At 46.7% G+C, this 24230-nt stretch carries 21 protein-coding genes; 1 reads left to right on the top strand and 20 read right to left on the bottom strand.

Annotated elements, in window-relative coordinates:
* Positions 1-36: 36 nt before the first annotated feature.
* The 20 genes from hpt to pth all read right to left on the bottom strand — a co-directional run bounded on the left by hpt (position 37) and on the right by pth (position 23762).
* Positions 37-576, bottom strand: a complete 540-nt coding sequence (gene hpt, locus AC58QG_RS35115) for a hypoxanthine phosphoribosyltransferase (protein WP_497272814.1) — start codon at positions 574-576, stop codon at positions 37-39.
* Between the two features lie 61 nt (positions 577-637).
* Positions 638-2065 (bottom strand): tRNA lysidine(34) synthetase TilS, encoded by a 1428-nt coding sequence (gene tilS, locus AC58QG_RS35110; RefSeq protein ID WP_497366637.1) that lies wholly within the window; start codon positions 2063-2065, stop codon positions 638-640.
* 35 nt (positions 2066-2100) lie between these two features.
* A complete protein-coding gene (locus AC58QG_RS35105; RefSeq protein WP_497366636.1) occupies positions 2101-3006 on the bottom strand; it encodes a protein kinase domain-containing protein in 906 nt (301 codons plus the stop codon).
* Positions 2990-3712: a vWA domain-containing protein gene (locus AC58QG_RS35100; protein ID WP_497366653.1), complete on the bottom strand. Its 723-nt coding sequence runs from the start codon at positions 3710-3712 to the stop codon at positions 2990-2992. Before AC58QG_RS35100 ends, AC58QG_RS35105 begins: the two co-directional genes overlap by 17 nt.
* A 213-nt stretch (positions 3713-3925) precedes the next feature.
* Entirely contained in the window at positions 3926-7240 is a 3315-nt protein-coding gene (locus AC58QG_RS35095) for a collagen binding domain-containing protein (RefSeq protein WP_497366635.1), read from the bottom strand.
* Positions 7241-7396: 156 nt separating this feature from the next.
* Positions 7397-8134, bottom strand: coding sequence for a class D sortase (locus tag AC58QG_RS35090; protein WP_497366634.1), 738 nt, complete (start codon positions 8132-8134; stop codon positions 7397-7399).
* A 68-nt stretch (positions 8135-8202) separates the two neighbouring features.
* Positions 8203-10668 carry a stage II sporulation protein E gene (gene spoIIE, locus AC58QG_RS35085; protein ID WP_497366652.1) on the bottom strand — a complete coding sequence of 822 codons (2466 nt, stop codon included), beginning with the start codon at positions 10666-10668 and terminating at the stop codon, positions 8203-8205.
* 368 nt (positions 10669-11036) lie between these two features.
* Positions 11037-11636: a S1 domain-containing RNA-binding protein gene (locus AC58QG_RS35080; protein ID WP_057313299.1), complete on the bottom strand. Its 600-nt coding sequence runs from the start codon at positions 11634-11636 to the stop codon at positions 11037-11039.
* A 222-nt stretch (positions 11637-11858) separates the two neighbouring features.
* Entirely contained in the window at positions 11859-12182 is a 324-nt protein-coding gene (locus AC58QG_RS35075) for an FtsB family cell division protein (protein WP_497366633.1), read from the bottom strand.
* A gap of 15 nt (positions 12183-12197) precedes the next feature.
* Positions 12198-12773 (bottom strand): spore cortex biosynthesis protein YabQ, encoded by a 576-nt coding sequence (gene yabQ / locus AC58QG_RS35070; protein WP_497366632.1) that lies wholly within the window; start codon positions 12771-12773, stop codon positions 12198-12200.
* Positions 12770-13057 (bottom strand): sporulation protein YabP, encoded by a 288-nt coding sequence (gene yabP / locus AC58QG_RS35065; RefSeq protein ID WP_028557380.1) that lies wholly within the window; start codon positions 13055-13057, stop codon positions 12770-12772. The genes yabQ and yabP overlap by 4 nt, the downstream gene beginning before the upstream one ends.
* A gap of 139 nt (positions 13058-13196) precedes the next feature.
* Positions 13197-13460, bottom strand: a complete 264-nt coding sequence (locus tag AC58QG_RS35060) for an RNA-binding S4 domain-containing protein (protein WP_057313307.1) — start codon at positions 13458-13460, stop codon at positions 13197-13199.
* Positions 13460-13732, bottom strand: a complete 273-nt coding sequence (locus tag AC58QG_RS35055; RefSeq protein ID WP_028557378.1) for an HU family DNA-binding protein — start codon at positions 13730-13732, stop codon at positions 13460-13462. The genes AC58QG_RS35060 and AC58QG_RS35055 overlap by 1 nt, the downstream gene beginning before the upstream one ends.
* 120 nt (positions 13733-13852) lie before the next feature.
* Positions 13853-15379: a bifunctional methyltransferase/pyrophosphohydrolase YabN gene (yabN, locus tag AC58QG_RS35050; protein ID WP_497366631.1), complete on the bottom strand. Its 1527-nt coding sequence runs from the start codon at positions 15377-15379 to the stop codon at positions 13853-13855.
* An 89-nt stretch (positions 15380-15468) separates the two neighbouring features.
* Entirely contained in the window at positions 15469-17244 is a 1776-nt protein-coding gene (locus AC58QG_RS35045; RefSeq protein WP_497366630.1) for a putative polysaccharide biosynthesis protein, read from the bottom strand.
* 133 nt (positions 17245-17377) lie between these two features.
* Positions 17378-17920 (bottom strand): stage V sporulation protein T, encoded by a 543-nt coding sequence (gene spoVT, locus AC58QG_RS35040; RefSeq protein ID WP_065854327.1) that lies wholly within the window; start codon positions 17918-17920, stop codon positions 17378-17380.
* 244 nt (positions 17921-18164) lie between these two features.
* Complete coding sequence (locus AC58QG_RS35035; protein ID WP_497366629.1) at positions 18165-19256, bottom strand: peptidylprolyl isomerase; 1092 nt, start codon at positions 19254-19256, stop codon at positions 18165-18167.
* Entirely contained in the window at positions 19243-22764 is a 3522-nt protein-coding gene (gene mfd, locus AC58QG_RS35030) for a transcription-repair coupling factor (RefSeq protein ID WP_497366628.1), read from the bottom strand. The genes AC58QG_RS35035 and mfd overlap by 14 nt, the downstream gene beginning before the upstream one ends.
* 74 nt (positions 22765-22838) lie before the next feature.
* Entirely contained in the window at positions 22839-23066 is a 228-nt protein-coding gene (fin, locus tag AC58QG_RS35025) for an anti-sigma-F factor Fin (RefSeq protein ID WP_310502535.1), read from the bottom strand.
* Positions 23067-23201: 135 nt separating this feature from the next.
* Positions 23202-23762, bottom strand: coding sequence for an aminoacyl-tRNA hydrolase (gene pth / locus AC58QG_RS35020; protein WP_436239426.1), 561 nt, complete (start codon positions 23760-23762; stop codon positions 23202-23204).
* A 218-nt stretch (positions 23763-23980) separates the two neighbouring features.
* Here pth and AC58QG_RS35015 point away from each other — a divergent pair, with 218 nt between their 5' ends.
* Positions 23981-24181, top strand: coding sequence for a hypothetical protein (locus tag AC58QG_RS35015; protein ID WP_497366627.1), 201 nt, complete (start codon positions 23981-23983; stop codon positions 24179-24181).
* Positions 24182-24230: the final 49 nt, after the last annotated feature.

Raw genomic sequence — 24230 nt, 5'->3', positions numbered from 1 at the left:
AACATTACTGTCCTGCTGCGCCTCTGGAACATGACACTAGCTCGAATAGATCTCTGGTTTCAATATGCCGATAAATGGAAGGTTACGATACTTCTCTGCATAATCCAGACCATATCCGACAACGAACTCATCTGGTAGCACATAACCCGCATAGTCAGGCTCTAGCTCTACCGTTCTTCGTGCCGGTTTATTAAACAGCGCAACAACTGAAATTGTCTTAGCGTTGCGACGTTCTAGCACATCTATCAGATAACTTAGCGTTAAGCCGCTATCGATAATATCTTCCACGATCAGAATATGACGTCCTTCCACCGGAACATCAAGATCTTTGATAATCTTAACGACGCCGGAGGATTTCGTGGATTGACCGTAGCTGGATACCGCCATAAAATCAATTTCCAAAGGCACTTTAATTTGCTTCACAAGATCCGCCATGAAAATAAAAGCGCCCTTCAGCACACAAATAACCAATGGATTCTTGCCTTCGTAATCAGTGGAAAGCAATTCCCCTAATTCTTTAATCTTGCCTTGAATTTGTTCTTCACTGTAAAGTACTTCTTGAATGTCGCTGTACAAGGATGAACCCCCTAGATTATATTATGAATCCTTATAAATTTACATTCTAGAAGAACGAAATTTACGTATGTTCCTGCAGCACTAGCTTCATATGAAGCACACGTTCTGTGTCTGGTCCGACCATAGCGTGTTTGGACCTACGAAATCCAGCAATCCAGAGAATCCGTCCGGATGCGTCGACCAGTAGTGGGATGACCTCACGCTTCGTTGGAGGCATTTTGGCATCAATGAACATATCCTTTACTTTTTTGGACCCGTTTAAACCAAGTGGTTCCAATCGGTCACCCGATCTGCGGCTTCTCAAACAAAGCGGCAATTCTACTTGGTCCAAATCCAAAAAAACGTCGCCATTATTATCTGGAGATGAAGCAGCTTTCTCATACGAGCTTGAAGGCATCCATGAGTAGATCAATTTGGCGTTCATGTCAGGCAGGTCCATTTCATTTGAATCTAGCCGGATCTCAAAAGCATATGGCTTCGGATCTGGCGCGAAGGTCTGAAATTGAATAGATCCATATTCTCTCACAATATAAACCTGTTCATCCACCTGGAGGACTTGATTCGACATCTGATCTTTCACAATTAACTCACGTACACGCTCAATTCGTGTAAATACCAGCCGTTCCCTTTCCAAACAAAGACAGTTTAATATTAATTTAATCAAACGCCTTTGTAAAGCAACGTGAAGCTCAGCGAAATCACTCCGATTCAAGCGGCAGATGTTCGACTGACATGTCACGATTCGGCGAAAAACGTTATCCGTTTGTGCATCCAAATAGTCATTCTCAGCTTGCATCACATCCGTCAATCGATTAAGTGACTCTGGAAGTTGTTCATTATACTGTTTCAGCACCGGCATAAGATCTAGCCGAATCCGATTGCGGAAATACTTCCGCAGCTCATTGCTGCTGTCCTTACAATAGGTAATTTCATGCTGAGCGCAATAATTCACAATATCTGATTTGTATATACGTAAAAAAGGACGAATCAGTTCCACTTTTTTTTCGCGCCTGCGTTCCGGCATGCCAACAAGCCCTGAGGGGCCTGTCCCACGTAGAATTCGCATCATCATCGTTTCCGCTTGATCATCAGCATGATGAGCCAAAGCGATCCGATGCGCACCGTATTTATCGGCTACCTGATGAAGGAATTCATACCTTTTTTCACGTGCTGCCGCTTGCCCATTTAAAGAAGCTTCCTCTATATAGGCAGGAACATCGATGACACCAATTTCACATGGAAGCTCCATTCCTGCCGCGAGCTCCGCAACGAAATCTGCTTCCGCATCCGATTCCATGCCCCTGAATTGATGATTCACATGGGCTACAACAATCGTCCACTGATAGGTATCCGCAAGACGAAACAGGACATGTAATAGCGCCACTGAGTCAGGTCCCCCTGAAACCGCAACGATAATCACATCCCCTGCATCAACAAGCTGTTCTTCTACTATTCGTCGTTCTACTCGGGCAACAAGATCCGTTCCCATACCACAATTCCTTTCTGCCAATACCTTACCGAAAACTACCAATACATATATATCGTCGCTCCAAACATAAAAATAGATGCAGCAAAGCATATTTTGAGCCACGGCATTTTCAGCGTCGACTGTGCGGCTTGCTTACCTTTCATCAGCTTTTTCCAATAACTGATCGCTTCTTCCGAAGTGCTGAACTCGCCACGTAAGGCTTTATTCAAAAATGGGGACAATTGTGCTGCAACAGGATTTTCACGCATAATCGCCGTTAACTGATCTAACTCTCGGTTCTGGGGCAGCGTTTTGATAAAGCCTGAAAAGCGTTTGCGGTGATCTAGTGTTTTTAATAGTAAAATGGCAAATGAAAATAGATCGTAGCTTTCCTCAGCAACCCGCTCCCCCATATTCCAAAATCCACGATCGTAGACTTCCGTTAGTTGTTTAATCGCTCGTCCCTTTGAGGATACGCCTCCGAAATCAATGAGATCCACGTCACCATACCTAGATACAATCATATTCTCAACCTTTAGGTCCCCGAATACATACCCGCTTCTATGGATTTCGGTAAGCTTTTGCAAGAGGTTCGTGCCTATTACATAGATCCAGTCTTGCCCACGCTTATGTATAAATTCGGTAAGGGTCGCACCTTCAATATAGCGCATGACATAGAAAGAAATTCCCCTTCCCTGAATCATCATATCGTCCGAATCAATCAAAAAATTCTTAAATGAATTCTCTTTCAGTGAAATGGCAAGCAAGGAATTGATCTCTGACTGATGATCTACCGTTTCATATCCCGCTTTAAGCGCAAATCTAGCGTTTCCCCTTCGTACAAGAGCAACAATACCATTGGAACCTGCACCTAATAAGCGTTCGACCACATACACATGGCCATTCCACTTCCCTTTAATCTCAGACCCAGGGCGAAAGGCCTCATCATACCACGTAGTCACTCAGCATCCCTTCCTCGGTCGTCTTTGGTGAGAAAGGCTTTTCTGTCACGAACTGCAACGTTTGCAGCAACGCTGGACCGGTTGGTGTCGTACCCTTCATGTTTATTTTATAGAACATCTTATCAACATTTGCAAGCTGATTCGTCCAGCCATGATCCATTTCTAGCTCCTGGTCACTCGATTTGGAGGATGGAAAATGGAAAACAGCCAACTCACTCACGCCACTACGGGCTCTTAGACTAAGCAAAAGATCATGAATGGCTTCACGTACCGCGGCAAGCTTCGGCTTCATACTCGCACTAGCATCTATTAAAAGAGCAACACGCAGCGACGTGGTTTCACTCATATTATCAATCACTTGTACGACTTCCGCTCGCTTCTCCGGTGGCAATTGTTCAATCTGAGAAATCCCCAGAATGCTTTGCAGTTCCTTGCCTACAGCGTGCTGGATCGTCGCATTCACGGTTTTCCGGGTCATCATTTGTACCGTATGTGAGAGCTGCTCGGAATTAACGATCCGGCTCATGCCACCACCCGCTGCTGCAATCTCTCGAATCTCTTCTGAGCCTAGTACCCCTAGCTCCCCATGATCAATCACCCCGATGACATTCACAGCAACACCTTCTGCATGCGCTTGAGCCGCTGCAATAACGGGACTTACGCCAACATTGGAACAACCATCAGTAATCAATAGTATTTGCCTCATCATGAACTTCTGCCTCCCTGGCGGAAAAGATTAGCTCTCTAGTAGTTTCTTCATATCCTAGTTTTTCCATTTGTGAGAGTGTCTAATCATCTCTTGTACACGGAGTGAGAAAGGTATTTGCTTGACGCTGTGCTGCAAAAAGTCCATACAAAAGCGAATAAGCAGGGGGACACCCCTACTTATTCTAAACTTTTATTAAATTGTGAGATTAACTTAGCGTTTCCTTCGAACTTTCCTTCCTAACATAACACCAAACAGTACGAACGTGAGTCCAGCTAGCTTGATATAAAGATGGCTAGACTCTCCTGTTACAGGCAGTGTCGCAGGCTCAACAGTAGGAGGAGCCACTACACCAGGATCTGAAGGTTTAGGTGACGGGACTGTCACAACAGGTGGTGTAGGCTTAGGAGTCGGCGTAATCGACGGACTCGGAGTAATACTTGGTGTTGGTGTTGGTGTTGGTGTTGGTGTCGACGATGGCGGCGGTGTCGGTGTCGACGATGGCGGTGGTGTCGGTGTCGACGATGGCGGTGGTGTCGGTGTCGACGATGGCGGTGGTGTCGGTGTCGATGTTGGCGGCGGTGTTTGTGTTCTCGCGTTCGTATACGTCACCTTTTTATTCTCTGCCGGTTGCAGTGTGAATGGATGATCACTTCCATCTAGGATATACCCACTTGGAGCTGTGACCTCCTTAATCACATAGTCACCTGCAAGCAGCCCTTGGAAAATGGCTATACCTATTTCATTCGTCGTTTGCGTTTGAATTAAATAAGTCGTTTCGCCAGACTTCCGGTAAAGCTCATAGGTTGCGCCTCTAAGCGATAATTCCCTGTTCGTGGCATCCACCTTTTTCACTTCTAAAGACCCGCGGACACCATTCCCTGTGCCTGAACCAGTGGATACGCCCACTACAATGTCTTTAACGGTTTCTTTTGTGATCGTTGTCACATTATTCCCACTAAAGCTCACCGCATTAGTGACAGATTCCTGATCGCGAGCAGCAATGGCAGATTGATATTCCAACACATAAGCTGTAGAGATAGGATTCGTGAATTTTAAACGGAACGTCTGATTTCCTTCTGCATCCGTTTGGATATCAACTGTGTAGCCGACGCCTTTTACTAATTCTACGTCTTTGGTCAAATCACCATTGGCAGCTACCTTCATACTGAACAAGTGAAAAGAATCCAACAGAACGACTTGATTTCTGGATGGACGATCGAATATTTCCGCATCTGTTAACTTCGATTGACCCTGATTGACGATAATCTGCCAGTTAATCTTATCGCCGCTTTGCGTGCCGTTCTTGCTCACGTATTCCCCACCATGAGGGATATTTACAGTGGCGGTAAGATTTCTAGATACCGGGGTTTGCTTATCGAACACCCTAGCTGTATTGGTAATCGTACTAGGGATTAGCTGTCCCTCCAAACTTGTTTTAAACACAATCGTATAGGCTGCCGAAATTGGTTCGTGGAACGTAACAACAAGCTTATTCTGATCATCAACGTTAACTCCATAACGGGAAGCATCTACTACTGTGCCCAGTGAAGGGTCTCCATCTGCAGAAACGACCATGTTGTACACAACAATAGAGCCCTCAACTAACTTCTGATTATCTTGTAAGACATCCTCTACTGTCGCAGAAGCAAGCTCTTCTCCCCTGTAGTTAACCCCTACTGTCCATGTCAGCTCTTTGTTTACCAAATTATAATTGCCATATTTAAAACCGTTGTAATATGATTCATCTCGTGGATAGAACCCCGCTCCAACTGTTTTCGTATACTCCACTTCATCAGTCGATATCCAATTCATTTGAGCCGTATTATGGAAATCCTCTGCACCTTCAGTGAGTTCAAGCCAATCCAAGCTAAACTTTGTTTGATAGACGATGATGACTGGCTCTGTTAGCTCATTATTGAAGCTTATTGTGAAACCTTCATACTTACTCACATTATTATTCAAAGTGTAATCAGTGGGACTATGAAGCGTCTCATTTCCCTTAGTTATGACCAATGTATCTTCTAAAAAGTACATACCCTTATTAGGGAACGTATCCTTTACAACAACATGATTCATAACCTGACTATTGCCGTTTAATTCAATTTTCCAGCCTACCATCTTCTTACTATAGTCAAACGCACCTAGGTTTTTAACAAGACCTACTTGATTAATATCCTGCGATGCACTGCTATGCTGCTCCATCCATGTTGTCACCTCATTCGTGATGGTAGAATCATCGATGATTGGACGGGTGGCTTGGGTTTCATAATCAATTCGGTACGCACTAGTGATAGCCATTTCAAACTTCAACTTAAAAACATTGCCAACCTCCCCAATTGTTGTAATTGTATACTGATTGGATGGCAGCATGGCGCCACGAATCTCATTTCCCATTGTATCAAAAGTGACTGGATACACATGAAGAGATCCATCTACTAGTTTATGCGGCACGCTTACGGTGTCTATGATATAAGCGTGATCTTCACTAATAGATACCTCTCCGCCATTGTAAAGAACGCTCCAAGATATTTTCTGCTGAGTCACTTGATAATCCGTATTTTCCTTCCTGAGCATACTTCCACGTTGCACTGCAACTGTTGACGTTGCTTCTACAGCCGATGTATGACTTCCCTCAAACTTGGCAGTATTCGTGAATGACGACTTGCTCAGGTTAGTGATATCTGTTACATACTGAATACGGTAAGCCGACGTGATCGAGTTGTTTGTGAAATGAACTGTCAAAATGCCTCCTGCTGTGCTCACTGTGTACTGACTGTTATCCAGTTCTGCCCCTTGTGTGACAGTGCCGTTCAGTTGCACATTCAAAGCATAGATCTTAACTTCCGTTGGTGCAGATAATCCCTCCACGATCGGATCTGTCATGATAGCATCTTGAACCGTATCCAGTGATTTGTTCACATCCACCGTCCAATTTATTGACTTCGCATTGTATCCTTTGGGAACACCTGATTTACTAATCGTTGTATCCAAGGTAGGCCTGAATTTTACGGTAAATATCTGATCACCGCTACGTACAGGGATCACAATCGTTTGCTCGGTGCTCCCCGTAATTTGACTCTTATTAAATTGGGTGAGGAAGCTGATCGTTCCCTTCAGATCATCATAGCTTTCGATAAATTGGTTAAACGTAATCACCACATGATGCGTATCTTTATCGGCATGGAAATCCCCCACAGTAGAGCTATTATCCATGACAAGCGAACCGCTTACATCATTGAACAAAAGAAACTCCTGTGGCAATGTAAACGTAAACGTATCCCCATTATGGTAGCCATGACCATTTGGCAACGACCAGGTGTAGTCCAACTTCGCTTGGGCATTCTGATCATACACATTACCCGTAACAACTTGGCCGTTGCTATCGTATACCGCTAATGTGACACTATCCAGGATGTTGCCTGAGATTTCGGTTGCATTTACTTTGCCCGATAAGGTAATTCCATAAAGGCATTGCATAAACATAAGGAGTGCAATCAGCATGGCCTTCGTTTGTTTCTTCACCATCTTTGTTTAAACCTCCATTTCAGATATGTACCTTTCCGTTAATAAAGAAAGAACATTTCATTTATCTTGATACAAATTGTATCATTTTTGACATGCGGGTAGTACACATGTTTTGAAAATATGTAATTTCCATCCTTTCTATACGTGATCTTCTATTTATTCAATTAATTTTCCTTTCACAATTAAGCGATGTGTCGGGTCTACCATGGGATCACACGTAATTAACGTAATTTCCCGATTACTTCCATTGCTCTGCAGCACCCACACATCCGTTGGTAGGACATACAGCTTTTCCTCTACTTTGTACACTAATTTGCTACTCCCCGTATCTACCCCTATCAAATCACCTGGCATAACCTCATCTAAGCGATTAAAATTTTTGCCATAGGTCAAATTTCGGTGTCCTGCAATCGCATAATTACCTATGGCACCCGCTTTAGCTGTATTAGCGATACTGGCAACTGAGATTTTCATATTATCCATCGTCGCACCTGATAATATGGGTAGTTTCAAATCAATTTTATCAATACTCAGAATCCCCTCCATGTTCTTTGGTTTCGCAGGTGGCGGCTTCGCTGTCGCTATAACATTCATGGCCGTGTCGCTCACGCTTGCGGGCTTCGCTGTTACGGGTACTAACGGCTCGACAGCACTTGCACTTGCATCTAATGACGAAGTCACATCACCCCCAACGGACGTAGCGTTCAAAACACCTACGGAAGGCACAACCTCACTCTCCTCTCCATTCAACTGGTCCATCGCTTGCATATTGTCTTGCCACTGTTTCAAGATCTTCTGTTGTTGATAGCTTTCATATCGATCATTCACCGTGGGATACAGAAACATGAATACGCCCAGGAGTATGAGCAATAAGGCAACCACTCTCCTAATCATTCATCTACCCGCCTCTCTTGACTCAAAAACCGCGCCAGCAAATGAGCCGGCACGGCTTCTATACATCATTAACTAACCGTTTTGGGCCGCTCCATCCGCGTAATGCCAGGCCAACGGAACGTGGCCCACTCGGGCTGCCGCTTCTCGACACGCGCTACTACGACTGTCATATCATCCTGAATCTCCCCATGATGATGGCGGAAAATACGCTCTAATAAGCAGTCCGCGAAATCCTGCGGTAAGGTCGTGTCGATCTCCTGAATCATTCGCTTCATCCACATCTCCTTGTTCACAGCATGGCCCGGTGCATCATAGATGCCATCGGTCATCATCACAAGGATGTCCCCCGATTGCAGCGGGATAGAAACCAGATCAACATCAATCTCGCTCAAGATGCCCACTGGCAAATTGTTCGCTGAGATCGCGATAACCTCCGTGCCGCGCTTGATAAAGCTTGGCGTAGAGCCAATCTTCATGAACGTCGTATTCGCGTTGTACATATCAATCAACGCCATATCCACCGTCGCGTACATCTCATCCGAAGAACGCAGCATCAACACCGAGTTCAGCGACTTGATCGCGAGCTTCTCGTCCATGCCCGACTGCAGCAGCTGCTGCAGGATGTTAAGCGCCGTCTCGCTCTCCGCCCGCGCGCGCTCGCCATTGCCCATGCCGTCGCTCAGCGCAACGGCATACTTGCCATTACCCAGCTCCACCGTGGAGTAGCTGTCGCCCGAGAAGAGGTCGCCTCCCTTGGCAGCGCCGGCGACTCCGGTTTCCACCTCGTATTCCTTGGCTGAGCCGAATACGACCGTGCTGTAGCCCTCGCCGCGCGTGTGCATCTCCTCACGCATGACGGCGACATTCTCGCCGATAATTTCGCTTAGAAGCGGCGCGATGATTTTACGGCATTCATCAAATCCTTTCGTATATTGATGGATAATTTCAATTTCAATATTTCCTTCATCCAAGGAAATGACGTCAATGGTATGAATAGATAAACCGAGCTCCTCCAGGGCATTACGAATTTGCTCTTCTTGGAGGAACAACTCTTGTCCTTCCCTTTTAATTTCCTTCGCTAAATCTTCCATGACCTGCGAAACACCTGATAATTGGTCGGCAACAAGATGTCGACTATCGATGATCTGCTTTTTCCAATGCATGTCGTTCTTATATAAGCTATATTGCTGCTTCATCACATCTAGCACTTGTTCTGTACGGATGCACACCTTCTTCCACTCTGGCGGAATCTGTTTCTTCGTCATACTCTCCTTCGTCTCAATTTGGCTCATCATATCCGTCATATACGTGTAGGTTTGATAGAATTTCTGGTCCCAGCACTGGCTCTTCTTCCAGCAAGACTCACACGCCTTCTGGGTGACAGCGTTCATAAAGTGCCCGACATCCTCCTCCTTACGACTCACCTCATCTTCCGTAGTCAGCTGCTTAAAGCTGCGTGCCAACTGGCGAAACACCTCCGAGAACTGTTCTACGCGCCCCGCAGTCACATCGCGGACACGCTTCGCATAATCCTGCTGCGACTTCAGATTCTCTTGGGTGCCAGGGACATACTTAGCAAGCATGAGAATCACACTGCGCGGTGTAAGGAGGAATAGAGCAACAGCTGCAAGTGACTCCCAGGCGGAGTTGATAACATCCACACTAGAGCCCATATAGAAAGAGAGAATAGATGATCCTAGCAGCATCCCGAAGGCAACCATTAAGCGATTACCTTCCTTCAGGAGACCTGCGAGCATACCAGAGAATGCAAGTAGACTCATCTGATAGATCGCATTGCTGTTCGCCAGACTGAGAATAAGACCTGTCACAACACCGACAGATGCTCCGAACGGCGCTCCCCCTACCAAGGCGAAAAGTAGAATTAAATAACGAGACAACACATGCTCTACAGTAACAGGACCTACGAGCCAGCCAACCGTACCTGTCATTACGGAAGCCAACAAGATGATTAGGCAAATAATCTCCTCATGTTTCAAATGATAGTTTTTACGCGTCAGCGTAAAGACCGGAATTGCTTGAATGAAAATGAGCGTCAGCACCAAACTTAGCAATGCTTCAACCGTGAGCATCATCAGCGAGTACCACGTTAAGTTGGAAACCACTAGCTCTGCAAAGAGCTGCACCAGGAAGGTTGAGCTGAAAACGAGTATCGGCGCTAACGAAACATCGGATCGCTCATATTTCTCGAGTGCCTTCTGGATCAGTATGAAGACCACGATTTCTGTCACTAGATATCCGGTGTTCCCATTCACCGCGAGTAGACTGCCGGTAAAAGCAGCAATGCCCACCCAATGCAAAATATCCTTTCGTGTAAAATAGATGACTGCGATAAATGCCAAGGCAAATGGTGATAACTGTTCCAGAATCATCGCACGACCTAGCAAGAAGCCCATAACGATTAGCAGTAACGACCATTTCTTAGCAACAAAAGCTTGAACCCACCGATTCTCCACAGCTGCACTGTGAACGCCTACTTTTGCTTTCTGCCATATTCCCGACCATCCGCCACCCATCACCGCGCCTAAGCTTCGTCTTTGCATATTCTCGAACACCATCCATTTCTTCCCTTATTTGTTTCTCTAGTATAGAGACAATCTAGCAGAAAGTTTGTCAGAATGAGTTGATAGATTCAAAGAAATTTCCGACATGTCCCGAAGTCCTTGTCAACAGGTCCCAGCCCTTGCCTACTCTAGGTTCCTCATATTGGAAACGTTTCCAAAAGTCTGATTACCTCGAACTTTCGCCCCGCATATGAGGGAGATACCCGTAACTCCATGTCGATTGATTTGCATCGTTTGGGCATGATTTGTCAAGTGAGAGCACCCGCGGCAAATAAAAAACCACATTCGCCTAAGCGAATGTGGTTCATCATCTGCATCTATTAGTCTCTTCTTCCGCCTCGGCCACCGCGTTTGGACTCAGTGTTCTTCTTCAAGGACGAAATCCGCTCTTCACTATCTTTCAGGAAACGAGATACTTTATCTTCGAACGAAAACGGTCTAGCTCCGCCTTGCTGCTTGTTAAAGCCGCCGCGACCACCACCGCCGCCGCCACGATTGAAGCCACCGCCGCCACCAGGACGACCGCCACTACCACCTTGACCACCGCTTGGAGGACCACTACGGTCTCCGCCGCTGCTTGGACGACCACCTTGGTAACCGCCACTTGGACGATCTCCACTAGGGCGACCTTGATAGCTGCTGCCACCTGTTCGTTCAGGACGAGCTGGTCTTTCCTCAACTGGCTTGTCAATCGTTTGCTTGATCGACAGTCCGATCTTGCCATCCTTGTCCACGTTAATTACTTTGACCGTCACCTTGTCTTCCAACTTCAAGTGGTCATTAACGTCCTTCACATAATTGTCCGCGATCTCCGAAATGTGAACAAGACCGGTAACTCCTTCAGCAAGCTCGACGAATGCTCCAAAGTGAGTAATCCCCGTCACTCTTCCCTCTAACTTGGTGCCAACTTCAATTGCCATAAAGTAAAATGTTCCTCCCTTAAAATGTTGAAAACACTGGCTACGCCGATTATAACCGATGCAGAAACCACGGTCAACACGGCATTCGCCACTTCTTCGTAACGTTTTTTACCACATAAGAAAGTATAAGTTTTCGGTATCCGAAAATTGCTTTGTTATTGGCGATAAAACCTACATCTAAACGCGGTCGATCATCTTCGAATTGCCTCGATAGAGGTTTTCTCATTGCGACTTCGAGGCACTCAGTGGCGTCTCTCCCGTTTTACTGTAATGAAAGTCTCGGCGAATGATCTGATCCAAATATTCGTCGTTATGCAGCCGTGCGATTTCCTTCGTCGTTTGGGCATTCACTTTCTGCGCCTCGACGAGTTGTTGTTCCATATTCGCAACGACACTTTTCTTCTCGTGCAGCTTGGCGAACTGCCCCCAGATGTTAACAGCAGCCCAGCTCAGAAAACATAAGACAATGATCAAAAGGATACGCAGTCTTCGCTTCGAGCCTTCCCGACTGATGCGCTTGGTTGAAACGGTTGCTTGAGCATGCATGAATAGGAATTCCTCCTACTTCGAGAATATCCTGCGATAAAGCGTAATGATACGTCCCTTCAGTTTCTTCAACCATTCAGGGATTACCAAGTACTTATGCACAGGCTTAGTCATCCAGAGGAATAATCTCCACACAGGATATAGCAATTGTAGCACAATTCTGTAAAGGAATATAGCTACGGCAAGCAAAAAGCCTAAAATTATCACCGTTAGACGATATAAGCCAATAATCGGTTTAATGATGAGAATTTCGACAGTCCTCGTAAGGAAGCGGTAAATCGCCACAATAATTCGAATGAGAATAAGTGTAAGACGAATCACAAGCGAACTCAGAAGAGCGAAGTAGAAACAAATACCGATCCCCATGCCGAGGAAAATAAAAATACGAACTTGTCCTTCATTACTGTAAATGAGCATCTTGAACACCAGGATTGTCGCCACAATCCAATAGATACTATCTACAATAGGAATGGTCCAGCGTGGTAATCGCAGCTTGCCCGAGAGTACATGACATACATCGAACAGAGCTCCTATGCAAATTCCACTTAGGAACATCATGAAAATCGTATGAAATTGAACGTGAAGTGTCACTTAAACAGCTTACCAAGGAACCCTTTGGATTTCTCCTGGGTATTCCCGTCCACATAGGCTAATTCATGAATGATACCTTCAATGGCGACTAATCCTTGCTCCAAGCTCAAGTTCTTGATGTGCAAATTTTGCCCCTTAATCATCAAGTAGCCCATTTCCGTTTCTAGGAGGAATTCTTCGCTATCAAAGCTTTCAACGTTCAAAACTCCTGATATTTCCAAGAGCTTGCGATTCAGCATCTTAATTTCTTGCCTTTTATTATTGTTTTTCACGGGTTCGATCATGGCCTGTACCCCTCCTTCACCTAATCTTACGATATGGGAGGATGTCCATTTTTAGAACCAAGCCTTGCAACCTATGCCTACAAAAAAAGCAGCCCAAAATTCCCTCTGCAGGAATCCCAGGCTACTTCATCGTTATGCGTTATTCGGATTGGAAGGCTTCTTCCTTCAGCAACGTGTACATCTGCGCAGCGTCTTCCTTACGGGTAGACTCCGTCAGAAGCTCAACGCGAATCGTTACTTTCTTCTGACCGAACTGGATGGATAGCTCATCTCCAACTTTCACATGTGTACTCGCTTTAGCGTCTCTACCGTTAATCCACACACGCCCTTGGTCGGACACATCCTTCGCAACGGTACGGCGTTTGATCAGACGAGATACTTTGAGAAATTTATCGATCCGCATTATTTTACAGCGTCTTTAAGCTTGTTGCCCGCTTTGAAAGCAGGAACATTGGATTCTGCGATTTCGATTGGGTTACCCGTTTGTGGGTTACGACCCGTACGGCCGGAACGTTTGCGAGTTTCGAATGTACCGAAACCAATCAATTGTACTTTATCTCCGGATGAAAGAGCGTCTGTCACTTCACCAAGGAATCCGTTAAGGACAACTTCTACGTCTTTCTTAGTAAGTCCGCTTTTTTCAGCGATGTTGTTGATCAAGTCTGTTTTGTTCATGTGTTTTCTTTACCTCCCAAAATGTTTGAAGATCAGGTCTTCTATGTACCAAGTGTGGTTACATTTCATGATTATACCTTGCAACAAGTCTAGTATTCTGCTTTTTTCGGCAAAATCCTTCTATCGCAGATCAAGTTTTACAACTTTTTTTGCTTCCTGCCAGTAATGTTCCATCTCTGATAACCCAGTTTGTTCAAAAGATAAGCCCTTTAAACGTAGCTGTTCCTCAATATATGAAAATCTTTGCATAAATTTACGATTTGTTTGAGCTAGTGCCTCTTCGGGGTCTACTTTGAGGAATCTAGCAACATTGACGATAGAAAAAAGGACATCCCCAAGCTCGTCACGGCGCTCCTGAGCCCCGTCTTCCGCTCCTAACGCAATCGCTTCGCGCAGTTCAGCTAGCTCCTCTTCTACCTTGGCAAGCACATCATCCAGCTCTGTCCAGTCAAATCCGACCGTCGCCGCCTTCTTCTGCAGCTTCATCGCCTTCATCAAGCCAGGCAGCTCACGCGGAATCCCATCCAGCACAGATTGCTTCGTAACATCGATGCCTTTCTTCCGCTTCTCTTCGACCTTAATCGCATTCCAATTGACTAACGCTTCATCAGCATCATCTACCTTCGACTCTCCAAACACATGCGGATGGCGGCGGATCAGCTTCTCATTCAACGTAGCGATCACATCATATACGGAGAAGGTACCGATCTCCTCTTCCATTTGCGCATGCAGCATGATTTGTAAAAGCAGATCCCCAAGCTCCTCACACATGTGATCCGGATCATCTTCATCGATAGTTTCGAGCACTTCATAAGCTTCCTCTATCAAATTCTTACGCAGACTCTCATGCGTCTGTTCACGATCCCACGGACAACCCTCTGGGCTGCGCAGAATCTGTATGATCTCATGCAGCTTACCAAATGTCCGATTGTACGGCGCCTCCTGCTCACTGCGTGGCACCCACACCAGCGACAGGTTACCATAACCTTTGACATGATCCAACTCATGTAACGGCACTTCAATGATCCGCTCCTGACCTGCAACCCCTAAGGAGTGACCAACAACAACCTTGTACTCATCTGGATAGGCATCCATCAGGCTGATTTTCAGATCAGAGGCTGTGTAGGTATCGTACACTTGCCCAATTACTGTATGCAGCATCGGATTCAACGCATAACGGCTGATACTCGTTGCATCCAGTAACTGAAAACCATCGATTGGATCGAAGCCAAAGCGTAGGAAAGCTTGGTCTAAGAAGCTCTCTCCACCCGTTATTTGGAGTTGGATACCTTTAGATTGACAGCGTTGCTTCAGTAGTTGCACCGTGTACTCCGCCACCATGGGATGGCCTGGGACGGCGTACAGCACTTCAGCAGTATGGCTTTTCGCTGCAGTGATTAATTCTTCCGCAATAGACTCATAGACTCCCTCAAATGACTCATTCGACATGTAATTCGCATCAAACGTTTCATACGGAATCTGATTGGCATCCAGAAGCTGCACCATCGGATGGTCTTTCGTACGTAGGAATAGCTTCGCTTGCGACTTTGCCGCTAATTGAAGCTTCTTCCATACACCTAATGTTAATTGATCTTCGTCTCCGGTCCCGAGTCCAAGGACGGTTATTTGCGGTTTATTGGTTGACATGGGATGACACCTCCTGATTGATGGTTATGTTTATAGGGAGTAATTGCTAGTAATATCACGGTTTATCTCCATACTGATTCAAAGCCCTGCTACTGATCCCGCTTCGCCAGCCTCAGCTTCATCAGGACCCGCGCCAGCTTCCGGTCCAGCTCCGGCATCAGCTGCATCTCCTCGCGGCTGATGCTGCCGCTGCGCAGCAGCGCAAGCGCGTATACGGCTGCGCCGCCGGCTACGCCAACCACAGCGATGGCGCTAGCACTCCATCGCTCAGGCACGTGCCATGCCGCTGTAGCGAGCATGGCCAGCCCTTGCAGCGCTGCGAGGCCGCCGCCCATCAGTCCCACGCCCAGCGCGGGACTGACGGCGTACGGCCACAGCGCGAAGCGCACACTGGTGCTGCGACGCAGCTGCACCAGATTCAGCCCCGCCGCAGCGGCGTAGGCGACTACCGCGCTGAGCGCGGCGCCGTCGATGCCCCAGCGGGGCATCAATAGGACGTTGCCGAGTGCTTTCAGCACGATGGCAACGAGCAGGGCTTTGGCCGGCGTGCGGATCGCGCCGGCGCCCTGGAGAACGCTGGCGCTGACAGCGTTCAAGGTACTAAACAAGGCCGTGAAGGCCAACACGGCCATCGTCCAGCTAGCCTCAGCGCTCGTGTAGAGCATCACGTTGATCGGCACTGCCAAGAAGGCGAGGCCAAACGAGGCGCCGAGCCCGATCAACCATGCGAGCCTAACGGACATCTCCGCGCGAAAACGGATAAGCTCGACCTGCCCTCTTAGCTTCGCTTCCGCGATAGCCGGCACCAAGACCGCCGACATCGAGGAAGCCACCATGACGACCAGCTGTACGAGAGGAAGGCCTCGGTTATACAGACCGAACTGACGCATAGCCTCCAGCTCGCTGCCCAATGAAGCTTTCAGCAACCGAGGCATGGTGAACGTATCCACGAGCGTGAGCAGCGGCACGACAATCGCGCCTAAGCATACAGGGATCGCAAACAACGTTATCCGTTTCGCCCATTGCCAAGACGAAATCACTTGCTCGGCCTCTACGCTGGCTGCTATCGCTTTCCTCGCTTCTTGCTCTGACCCTTGCCCCGTTCCAGCCTCTAGCTCCCCATCATACGTCGGCAAGTCTGCCTTCACATGCTTCACCTGCTCCGCACGCCGCTCTCGCTGCCAATACACGGCCATCACGACGAGACCCGCTCCAGCGCCTGTCACTGAGCCAAATGTAGCCCCAGCTGCGATCCATGCCTCATCATAGGCAAGCGCGACCATGTACAGAAGTAAAGCAACCATCGTAATTACACGAATGAGCTGTTCAATGACTTGCGACACCGCGGTTGGCACCATATTTTGATACCCTTGAAAATAACCGCGGAGGACGGCGAGTACGGGAGATAACAGCAGTGCAAATGATACACTGCGGATGGCAGTCACGGTTTGCTTGATGCCTATCCAACCAGCAATCGTCTCGGCACCGAAATACAACAAAAGAAATAAAAGAAGCCCTGCACTCATTAATAGCGCTGATGAGACAACTACAATTCGTTTCGCGCCTGGATGATCCCCTGCCATAACGCGTTCGGCTACAAATTTAGACACAGCAACTGGAAATCCAGCTGTAGCTGCAAATAAAATCAAAATATAGAGCGGATAAACCGCATTATAAATACCAAAAGCCACATCTCCGGCTACGTTTTGCAAAGGAATCTTCTGCAGCGTTCCTAGTAACTTGGAGAGCACTGCGGCAGCCCCAAGCAAGGCAGCTCCTTTCAATAACTTGTTCCCCTGTTTACCGACATTCCGCTGGAGTCGGTCGGCCTGATGACGATCTCGATCCTTGTCGCCCACTCCCATTCGATTTACTCCTCTACCCTATCGTGATTCCTATGTACGTATTATAGCGAAATCTGCCAGTACAGACAAAAAAAGCTTCACTTACAGATGCGTCACCATCTCCGTAAGGAAGCCTTCGTTTGGCATTATGTGTTCATTGCTCCATCTGCTTCGCTAGAAATCCAGCGGCAGTCTCGACCATTTTAACTTCCATATTGCCCATTTTCACATTCTCATCCTTCGAGATCAGGATAACCGAACCAATGGGATCCCCTCCTGCTACAATCGGCGCAGCTACGAAGGAAGTGAATGTTTCATTGGTATCTTTAATAATCTCAAATTGCCCTGAACTGCTTTCAATGACAGCCTTACGATTTTCCATGCAAGACTCTATGATCGCTCCGACGGATTTCTCTAAATAATCTTTTTTAGATCCGCCAGCCATAGCAATAATATTATCTCGATCAGAAATCAAGGCAACATGATTGGTGCTTTCAAATAGTGACTCTGCATATTCCTTTGCAAAATCACCTAGCTCACCAATCGGTGAATATTTCTTCAGAATGACTTCTCCATCACGATCCACGAAAATTTCCAAAGGGTCACCTTCACGAATGCGTAGGGTGCGCCGTATTTCCTTGGGGATTACAACTCTCCCTAAATCATCTATCCGACGGACAATTCCAGTTGCTTTCATACCTCTAGATGCCTCACTTTCCGCTTTCGAATTAGATACGACACGAGCATGAAACCTTGTATGCTAGATCGGGATTTGGTGGGAACTTGAAATCTATCCATAGTATTCTTCACTTCCCATTCTTCTATGCAGACGCCTCGACTAAGCAATTTACTTTATTTAGCTCTGCACCCTGCTGCGCTTATCATGTCCAAAAATAACAAATAAAAACAGGATGCCCATTATCGGACATCCTGGTAAGTTCTTACTTTGCAGCTGGGCTTGCAGCAGGACTAGCTGCTGGACTTGCCGCTGGCGCTGGGCTTGTTTCTACTTTAGGAAGGTTATTCGTTTCGATCAATTTCGGATACTCAGTTTCTGCAAACTCAGACAAGGATTTCTCTGCAAGCTGAGATTTGATTTGTGTTTTAAGCGTGTCATCCAGTTGCTTCGTGCTTCTGGATTCAACTTTCATCACGTGATATCCGAATGTGGATTCAACAGGGTCACTGATTTTATTCAGTGGAAGTGTGCTAGCTGCATCCTTGAACTCGGTTACCCATTGATTGATGTCAGCATCTTTGTACGTACCACCAGTATCTTTGGAACCTGGATCATCGGAGTATTCTTTCGCCAGTGCCGCGAAGTCGCCACCTGCATCCAATTTTGCTTTCACTTCTTTTGCTCTTTTCAGTGCTTCATCCTTCGTACGAAGATCTGCTTGTGTCGCAGAATCTTTCAATCCGATTAGAATGTGGCTAACCGTTGCAACGTCAAACGCATGTGCTGCCGCTTGCTCTTTATACGCATCTTGAACCGCTTGGTCTGTGATTTTGCTTTCCATGCTGCCCATTGTGTAGAAGCTTAATTTCATCAGGGACTCGATATCTTTCAATTCGATACCGTTGTCTTTCAACTGCTTGTCCATTCCGCCTTCTTGCTTACCGAAGTAGTCCGTAATGGCTTTCATTTGCTCGGTTACTTGTTTGTCAGCATCCGCTTTCACTTTGTCGTCCGCTTTAGCGGAAAGAACACGGAAAGTAACCATTTGCTTCAACATATCTTGTTGAAATGCAGGATCTGCCAAATATTGCGCTAATTGTGGAGAGAACATTTTATTCACGTTGATGAATGAATCGAATTCACCACGTGTAATTTTCCCGCCTTCTTTGTACGTAGCAATAATATCACTTGGATTACCTGTAGCAGCCGCTGATGCGGAAGGCGAAGCAGTTGCAGCGCCTTCCTTTTTGCTTCCGCACGCGCTGAGGACAGAGAATGCAAGGACTACTGTCACCAAACCTAATATCCATTTTTTCGAAGTAAGTCGTTGTCTGCTAGTTTCATTTGGCAACATCCTGTAATTCCCCTTTCGTTTTCAGAACATCCTTATATTGTACCAAGAATTTCTCCAACAATTCGATGGAGGCTTCCGGCTTCATACCTTTAAAGCGGATAACAATAAGTAGCTGCGGATCTGCGTTCAATTTGATACGACCATCAAAGCCTTTGGACAAAGCAAGCAGCTTCTGACCATCCAGCCTGCCATTCTGGTCGATATGCACCTTGATTAGGTAATCCTCCCCTTTTTGGCTAATCGTTTCAATCCGGTAATCCGAACCGTATGCTTTCAAACGAGCCACTGTCAGTAGGTTGAACACGGCCTGCGGCAGATCGCCAAAGCGATCAACGAGCTCATCATGCAGATCCGCGGCTTCTTCCAGCGTACGAATGGCGGCCACTTTTTTGTAAATTTCGATTTTCTGCATGCTGTCATAGATGTAATCAGATGGCAAGTAAGCATCCAATTGAATATCGATCGACGTATGCCATTCCGGTTCTGGAATGACCGCTTCTCCATCTATTTCTAGCTTCAGCTTAGCAATTTCTTCGGCTAGCATTTGCGAATACAAATCAAAGCCGACGGAAGCAATGAAGCCGTGCTGCTCAGCACCCAACAAGTTCCCTGCGCCACGAATGGATAAGTCCCTCATCGCAATTTTAAAGCCTGAACCAAGTTCTGTAAACTCTTTAATCGCTTGAAGTCGTTTCTCGGCAACTTCTGTCAGTACTTTATCCCGCTGATACGTGAAATAAGCATAAGCGACGCGATTCGACCTGCCTACACGTCCGCGTAGCTGATAGAGCTGGGAAAGCCCCATTTTATCCGCGTCATGGACAATAAGTGTATTCACATTCGGGATATCTACGCCGGTTTCAATGATACTTGTGCTGACGAGAACATCGTATTCCCCGTCCAAGAAATCGAGAATCGTCTTCTCAAGCTCTTGCTCGCCCATTTGGCCATGCGCTACAGTTACCCGCGCATCCGGAATCATCATCGAGATTTGATCAGCGATTTGTGTAATGCCCTGCACACGATTATAGAGATAATACACTTGCCCCTCACGCGCTAGCTCACGTTCAATGGCTTCTCTAACCAGCGTCGGCCCATATTCCACCACATAGGTCTGAACCGGGAAACGGTTCTCTGGCGGGGTTTCAATGACCGATAGGTCACGAACGCCCAGCATAGACATGTGCAAGGTTCTTGGAATTGGCGTTGCAGTTAGTGTAAGTACATCCACGTTCGTCTTCAGGCGCTTAAGCTTCTCTTTGTGGGACACGCCGAAACGCTGCTCCTCATCGACGATGAGCAAACCTAGATCCTTGAACTGAATGTCTTGCGACAAAAGGCGATGGGTGCCAATCACGACATCAACGACGCCCTTCTTGACCCCTTTCATAACCTCCGTCTGTTCTTTCTTGGAACGGAAACGACTTAATACTTTCACATTGAACGGATAGCCGGAGAAGCGCTCACGGAATGTTTCATAATGCTGCTGCGCCAAAATTGTCGTTGGCACGAGAACAGCCACTTGCTTTCCGTCAATCGCCGCCTTGAAGGCTGCACGGACAGCAACCTCCGTTTTCCCATAGCCAACGTCCCCGCAAAGCAGCCGATCCATTGGACGCGCTTTTTCCATATCGGTTTTGATTTCTTCGATCGCGCGAAGCTGATCCCGTGTTTCATCGTAAGGGAACATCGCTTCAAACTCATTTTGATACGAACTATCCTTGCTGAATCCATAACCCGTCGCAGCTTGACGCTCGGCGTATAGCTTAATCAGCTCATCTGCAATATCTTTGACAGATGCGCGTGCTTTGCTCTTCACGCGAGCCCAGTCTGCGCCGCCAAGTTTATATACCTTCGGTTCTTTCTCTTCGGAACCGACATACTTCTGAATCAAATCAATCTGATCAATCGGGACAGACAGCTTATCGCCGCCGGCGTACATAATATGCAGATAATCCTTATGAATTCCGCCAACCTCTAAGGTGCCGATACCCACGTATTTCCCAATCCCGTGATTCACGTGAACAACGTAGTCGCCGACCTTCAGCTCTTGATAGCTTTTGATCCGCTCCGCATTCTCTAGTTTCTTCTCAACTTTACGCGCTTTACGCTGCTTCTGGGTGAAAATCTCACCCTCCGTAATCACGACGAGATGGATCGAAGGCATTTCAAAGCCTGTTTGCAGATTGCCATCTACAATTTCAGGAACTTCAATCTGGTAGTCGCCCAGAACCCGACGTACACGTTCCGCACGGTCATCTCCATTTGCCAGAAGAATGACCTTACTTCCATTCTTCTTCCAGCGCTCCATCTCCGCCTTGAGGAGATTCATCTGCCCATGGAAGTTTTGCATGACACGGCAAACGAAGTTAACGATATTTTGCGGCTGAATCCCCGCTACCTGACGAAGGAAAAGGGACACATACAACGTCGGGAACGGTCTGCGATGCAGCAGGGTTTCGTAAGATTTGGACAGCACAAAAGCCGGCAAGCTCTTCCCCTCAGTTAACGCATGCATCATCCATTCTGCTTCATCGCGTTCAAGCTGCTTCGCTGTTTCCAGGAGGCGGGCCGGTTCATCGATAATGAGAATCGAATCTTTGGGCATGTAGTCCATGAGCGTCTGTCTTTCCGTGTAAAGGAGAGAAATATATTTATAAATGCCTGGGAACGTCTGACCCTCGCGCATCAACTCGATATCGCGGCCTATGACCTCTAACAGCTTGTCTTTGGCTGAGCGCTCGGTCATCTTCGCCAGCTGCGCCTGCAGCAGCTCGTACGCGTGCTGTGCCGCTGACTGTAAACGCTTTCTATCTGCTTGAATTTCGCGGCATGGCGGGATCGTCACCGTTGTTAATTTATCAATTGACCGCTGGTCACTTACATCGAAAGTCCGAATAGAGTCGACTTCGATATCAAAAAGCTCAATCCGGATCGCATTCTCCGACGTTAATGGAAATAAGTCGAGAATACCGCCTCGCACACTCATTTCGCCTTTGGTTTCAACGCGTTCAACCCGTTCGTAGCCTAGGCTGGATAACGAAGCTAGCAGTTCATCTAATTGAACTGTATCACCGACATTAATCGTTACGCGGGATTCCTCGAACACCTGCTTGAGTGGCAGCAGTCTTCGCACACCTGCAAAAGGAGCAATGACCACGCCGCGGTATCCGCCGGCGAGTTTAGTGAGAACGTCAATACGCTGCGCTAGCATCTCTGGGCTTGAAGCCGCTTCTTCTGTCGTCAGAAGCTCTTGAGATGGATAGAGCAGCACTTCATCAGGGGATAGACACTCCAAGAGGTCTTCCGCTATTTTTTGCGCAGCGAACATATTGTGCGTAACAACGAAAAGCGGACGCTCAAGCTCACGCGCGAGTGAGGCCAGCATCACTTGCCTGGAGGAGCCAGTTAAACCGGCAATGAGCTGCTCTTTCATTTCGGACTTGAGGCCTGTCACGATCGTTTGAAAGTCGGTATCCGCAGAAAAAGCTTGAATTAAAGCTTGCAAACAAGTACACTCCCCTCACAAAAAGAAGCCTCGGCACACTTGCCTCGGCTATTAACTCTTCATCTTCATCATAATTATTGCAACGGACTGGCTAGCAGGGATAACTCTGGGTTCGCTTCTAGTGCCTCATGACAATAGTCGCAAACGACTCTAACCGTAACATCTCCGTTCGTATTATACGATATTATATCTCTACGCTCATCAGGGGTCAAGAAATGGAAGCCTAACTGCTGCTCGGTAATCGCATGCTGATTAATTTCCCCGACAAAGGTATGACAATGCCTGCAAATATACTTGATCATATGTATGCCTCCTTCGACAATTCGATTACATCCTAGTATGACCATTCTTCGGAGGAATTAGCCGAATCTGCCATTGTCATTTTCGAATAGGTCGCTTACATATCATCATGTATACAGCAGGTTAATGTATTGTGATTATTTGTTGAACTTGGCCATCGTCTTCTCGAAAGACTCGCCTAAGCTGAATTCCATCGCATCACACGTTAAATCCAGCACATCGTTAATGGACTTCATCTCTTCTTTGGAGAAGTTGGACAGCACATAATCTGCAATGTTATAGCCTGGCGCCGGGCGGTTCACACCAATGCGAATGCGATTGAAAATTTGAGTCCCCCCATGCTGAATAATCGACTTAATACCGTTATGCCCACCTGGGCTCCCTTGGTAGCGAAGACGAATTTGACCGAAGGATGTGTCCATATCATCATACACAATCACGACATCCTCTAATTTCGCTTTATAAAAATCGAGAAAGGCTCGCATGGATTCACCTGAAAGGTTCATGTACGTCATTGGTTTAAGTAAATACACCTTCGTCCCGTTCACATTACCTTCTGCCAGCAGCCCCTTCCCTTTATTCTGAAAAGAGGTAATCCCCCATTTGGCGGCAAAGCGATCAATGGCCATAAACCCGACATTGTGCCGATTCAGCTCATACTGCTTTCCCGGATTTCCCAGTCCGATAAAACATTTCATAATTTTCAAAATCCCCCCATAGATAAACAGATACGCCGTCCTTCTATGGACGAGCGTGTTTGTCCAGGTTGACTAGAAAGTAAAAACGAATACTTTCTTTTTCAACTAGCGATAAACTAAAAAACCTTTGCGGAACCCGCTTCTAAAGGTTATTGTTTACAATATACCTGTAATCCGATGTTATCCATCCCATAAAAGCTGTAGGTGATAAAAGAACGATGTATCTTCATGGACAACAGCTTACAGAAGATGATCATTTCCAAGATCATGTGGATGCGGACGTACCCGTCCAAGTATACTATCAAAATCTGCACAAGGATATAGGATTCATTGAAATGTACAACCGTCATTTCGTTAAGATTAATCGTATCTTTTACAGCAGAAAGAAGCATACTTTTATTTCGCGCCCTGGATATTAAGCGCTTACATAGGTGAGACAGATGTGATTCGCTAACTTATCCTCACAAC

This window comes from Paenibacillus sp. J22P169 (assembly GCF_059691995.1).
The sequence above is the reverse complement of the archived record's forward strand: the minus strand, read 5'-3'. Positions and strand labels throughout refer to the sequence as shown.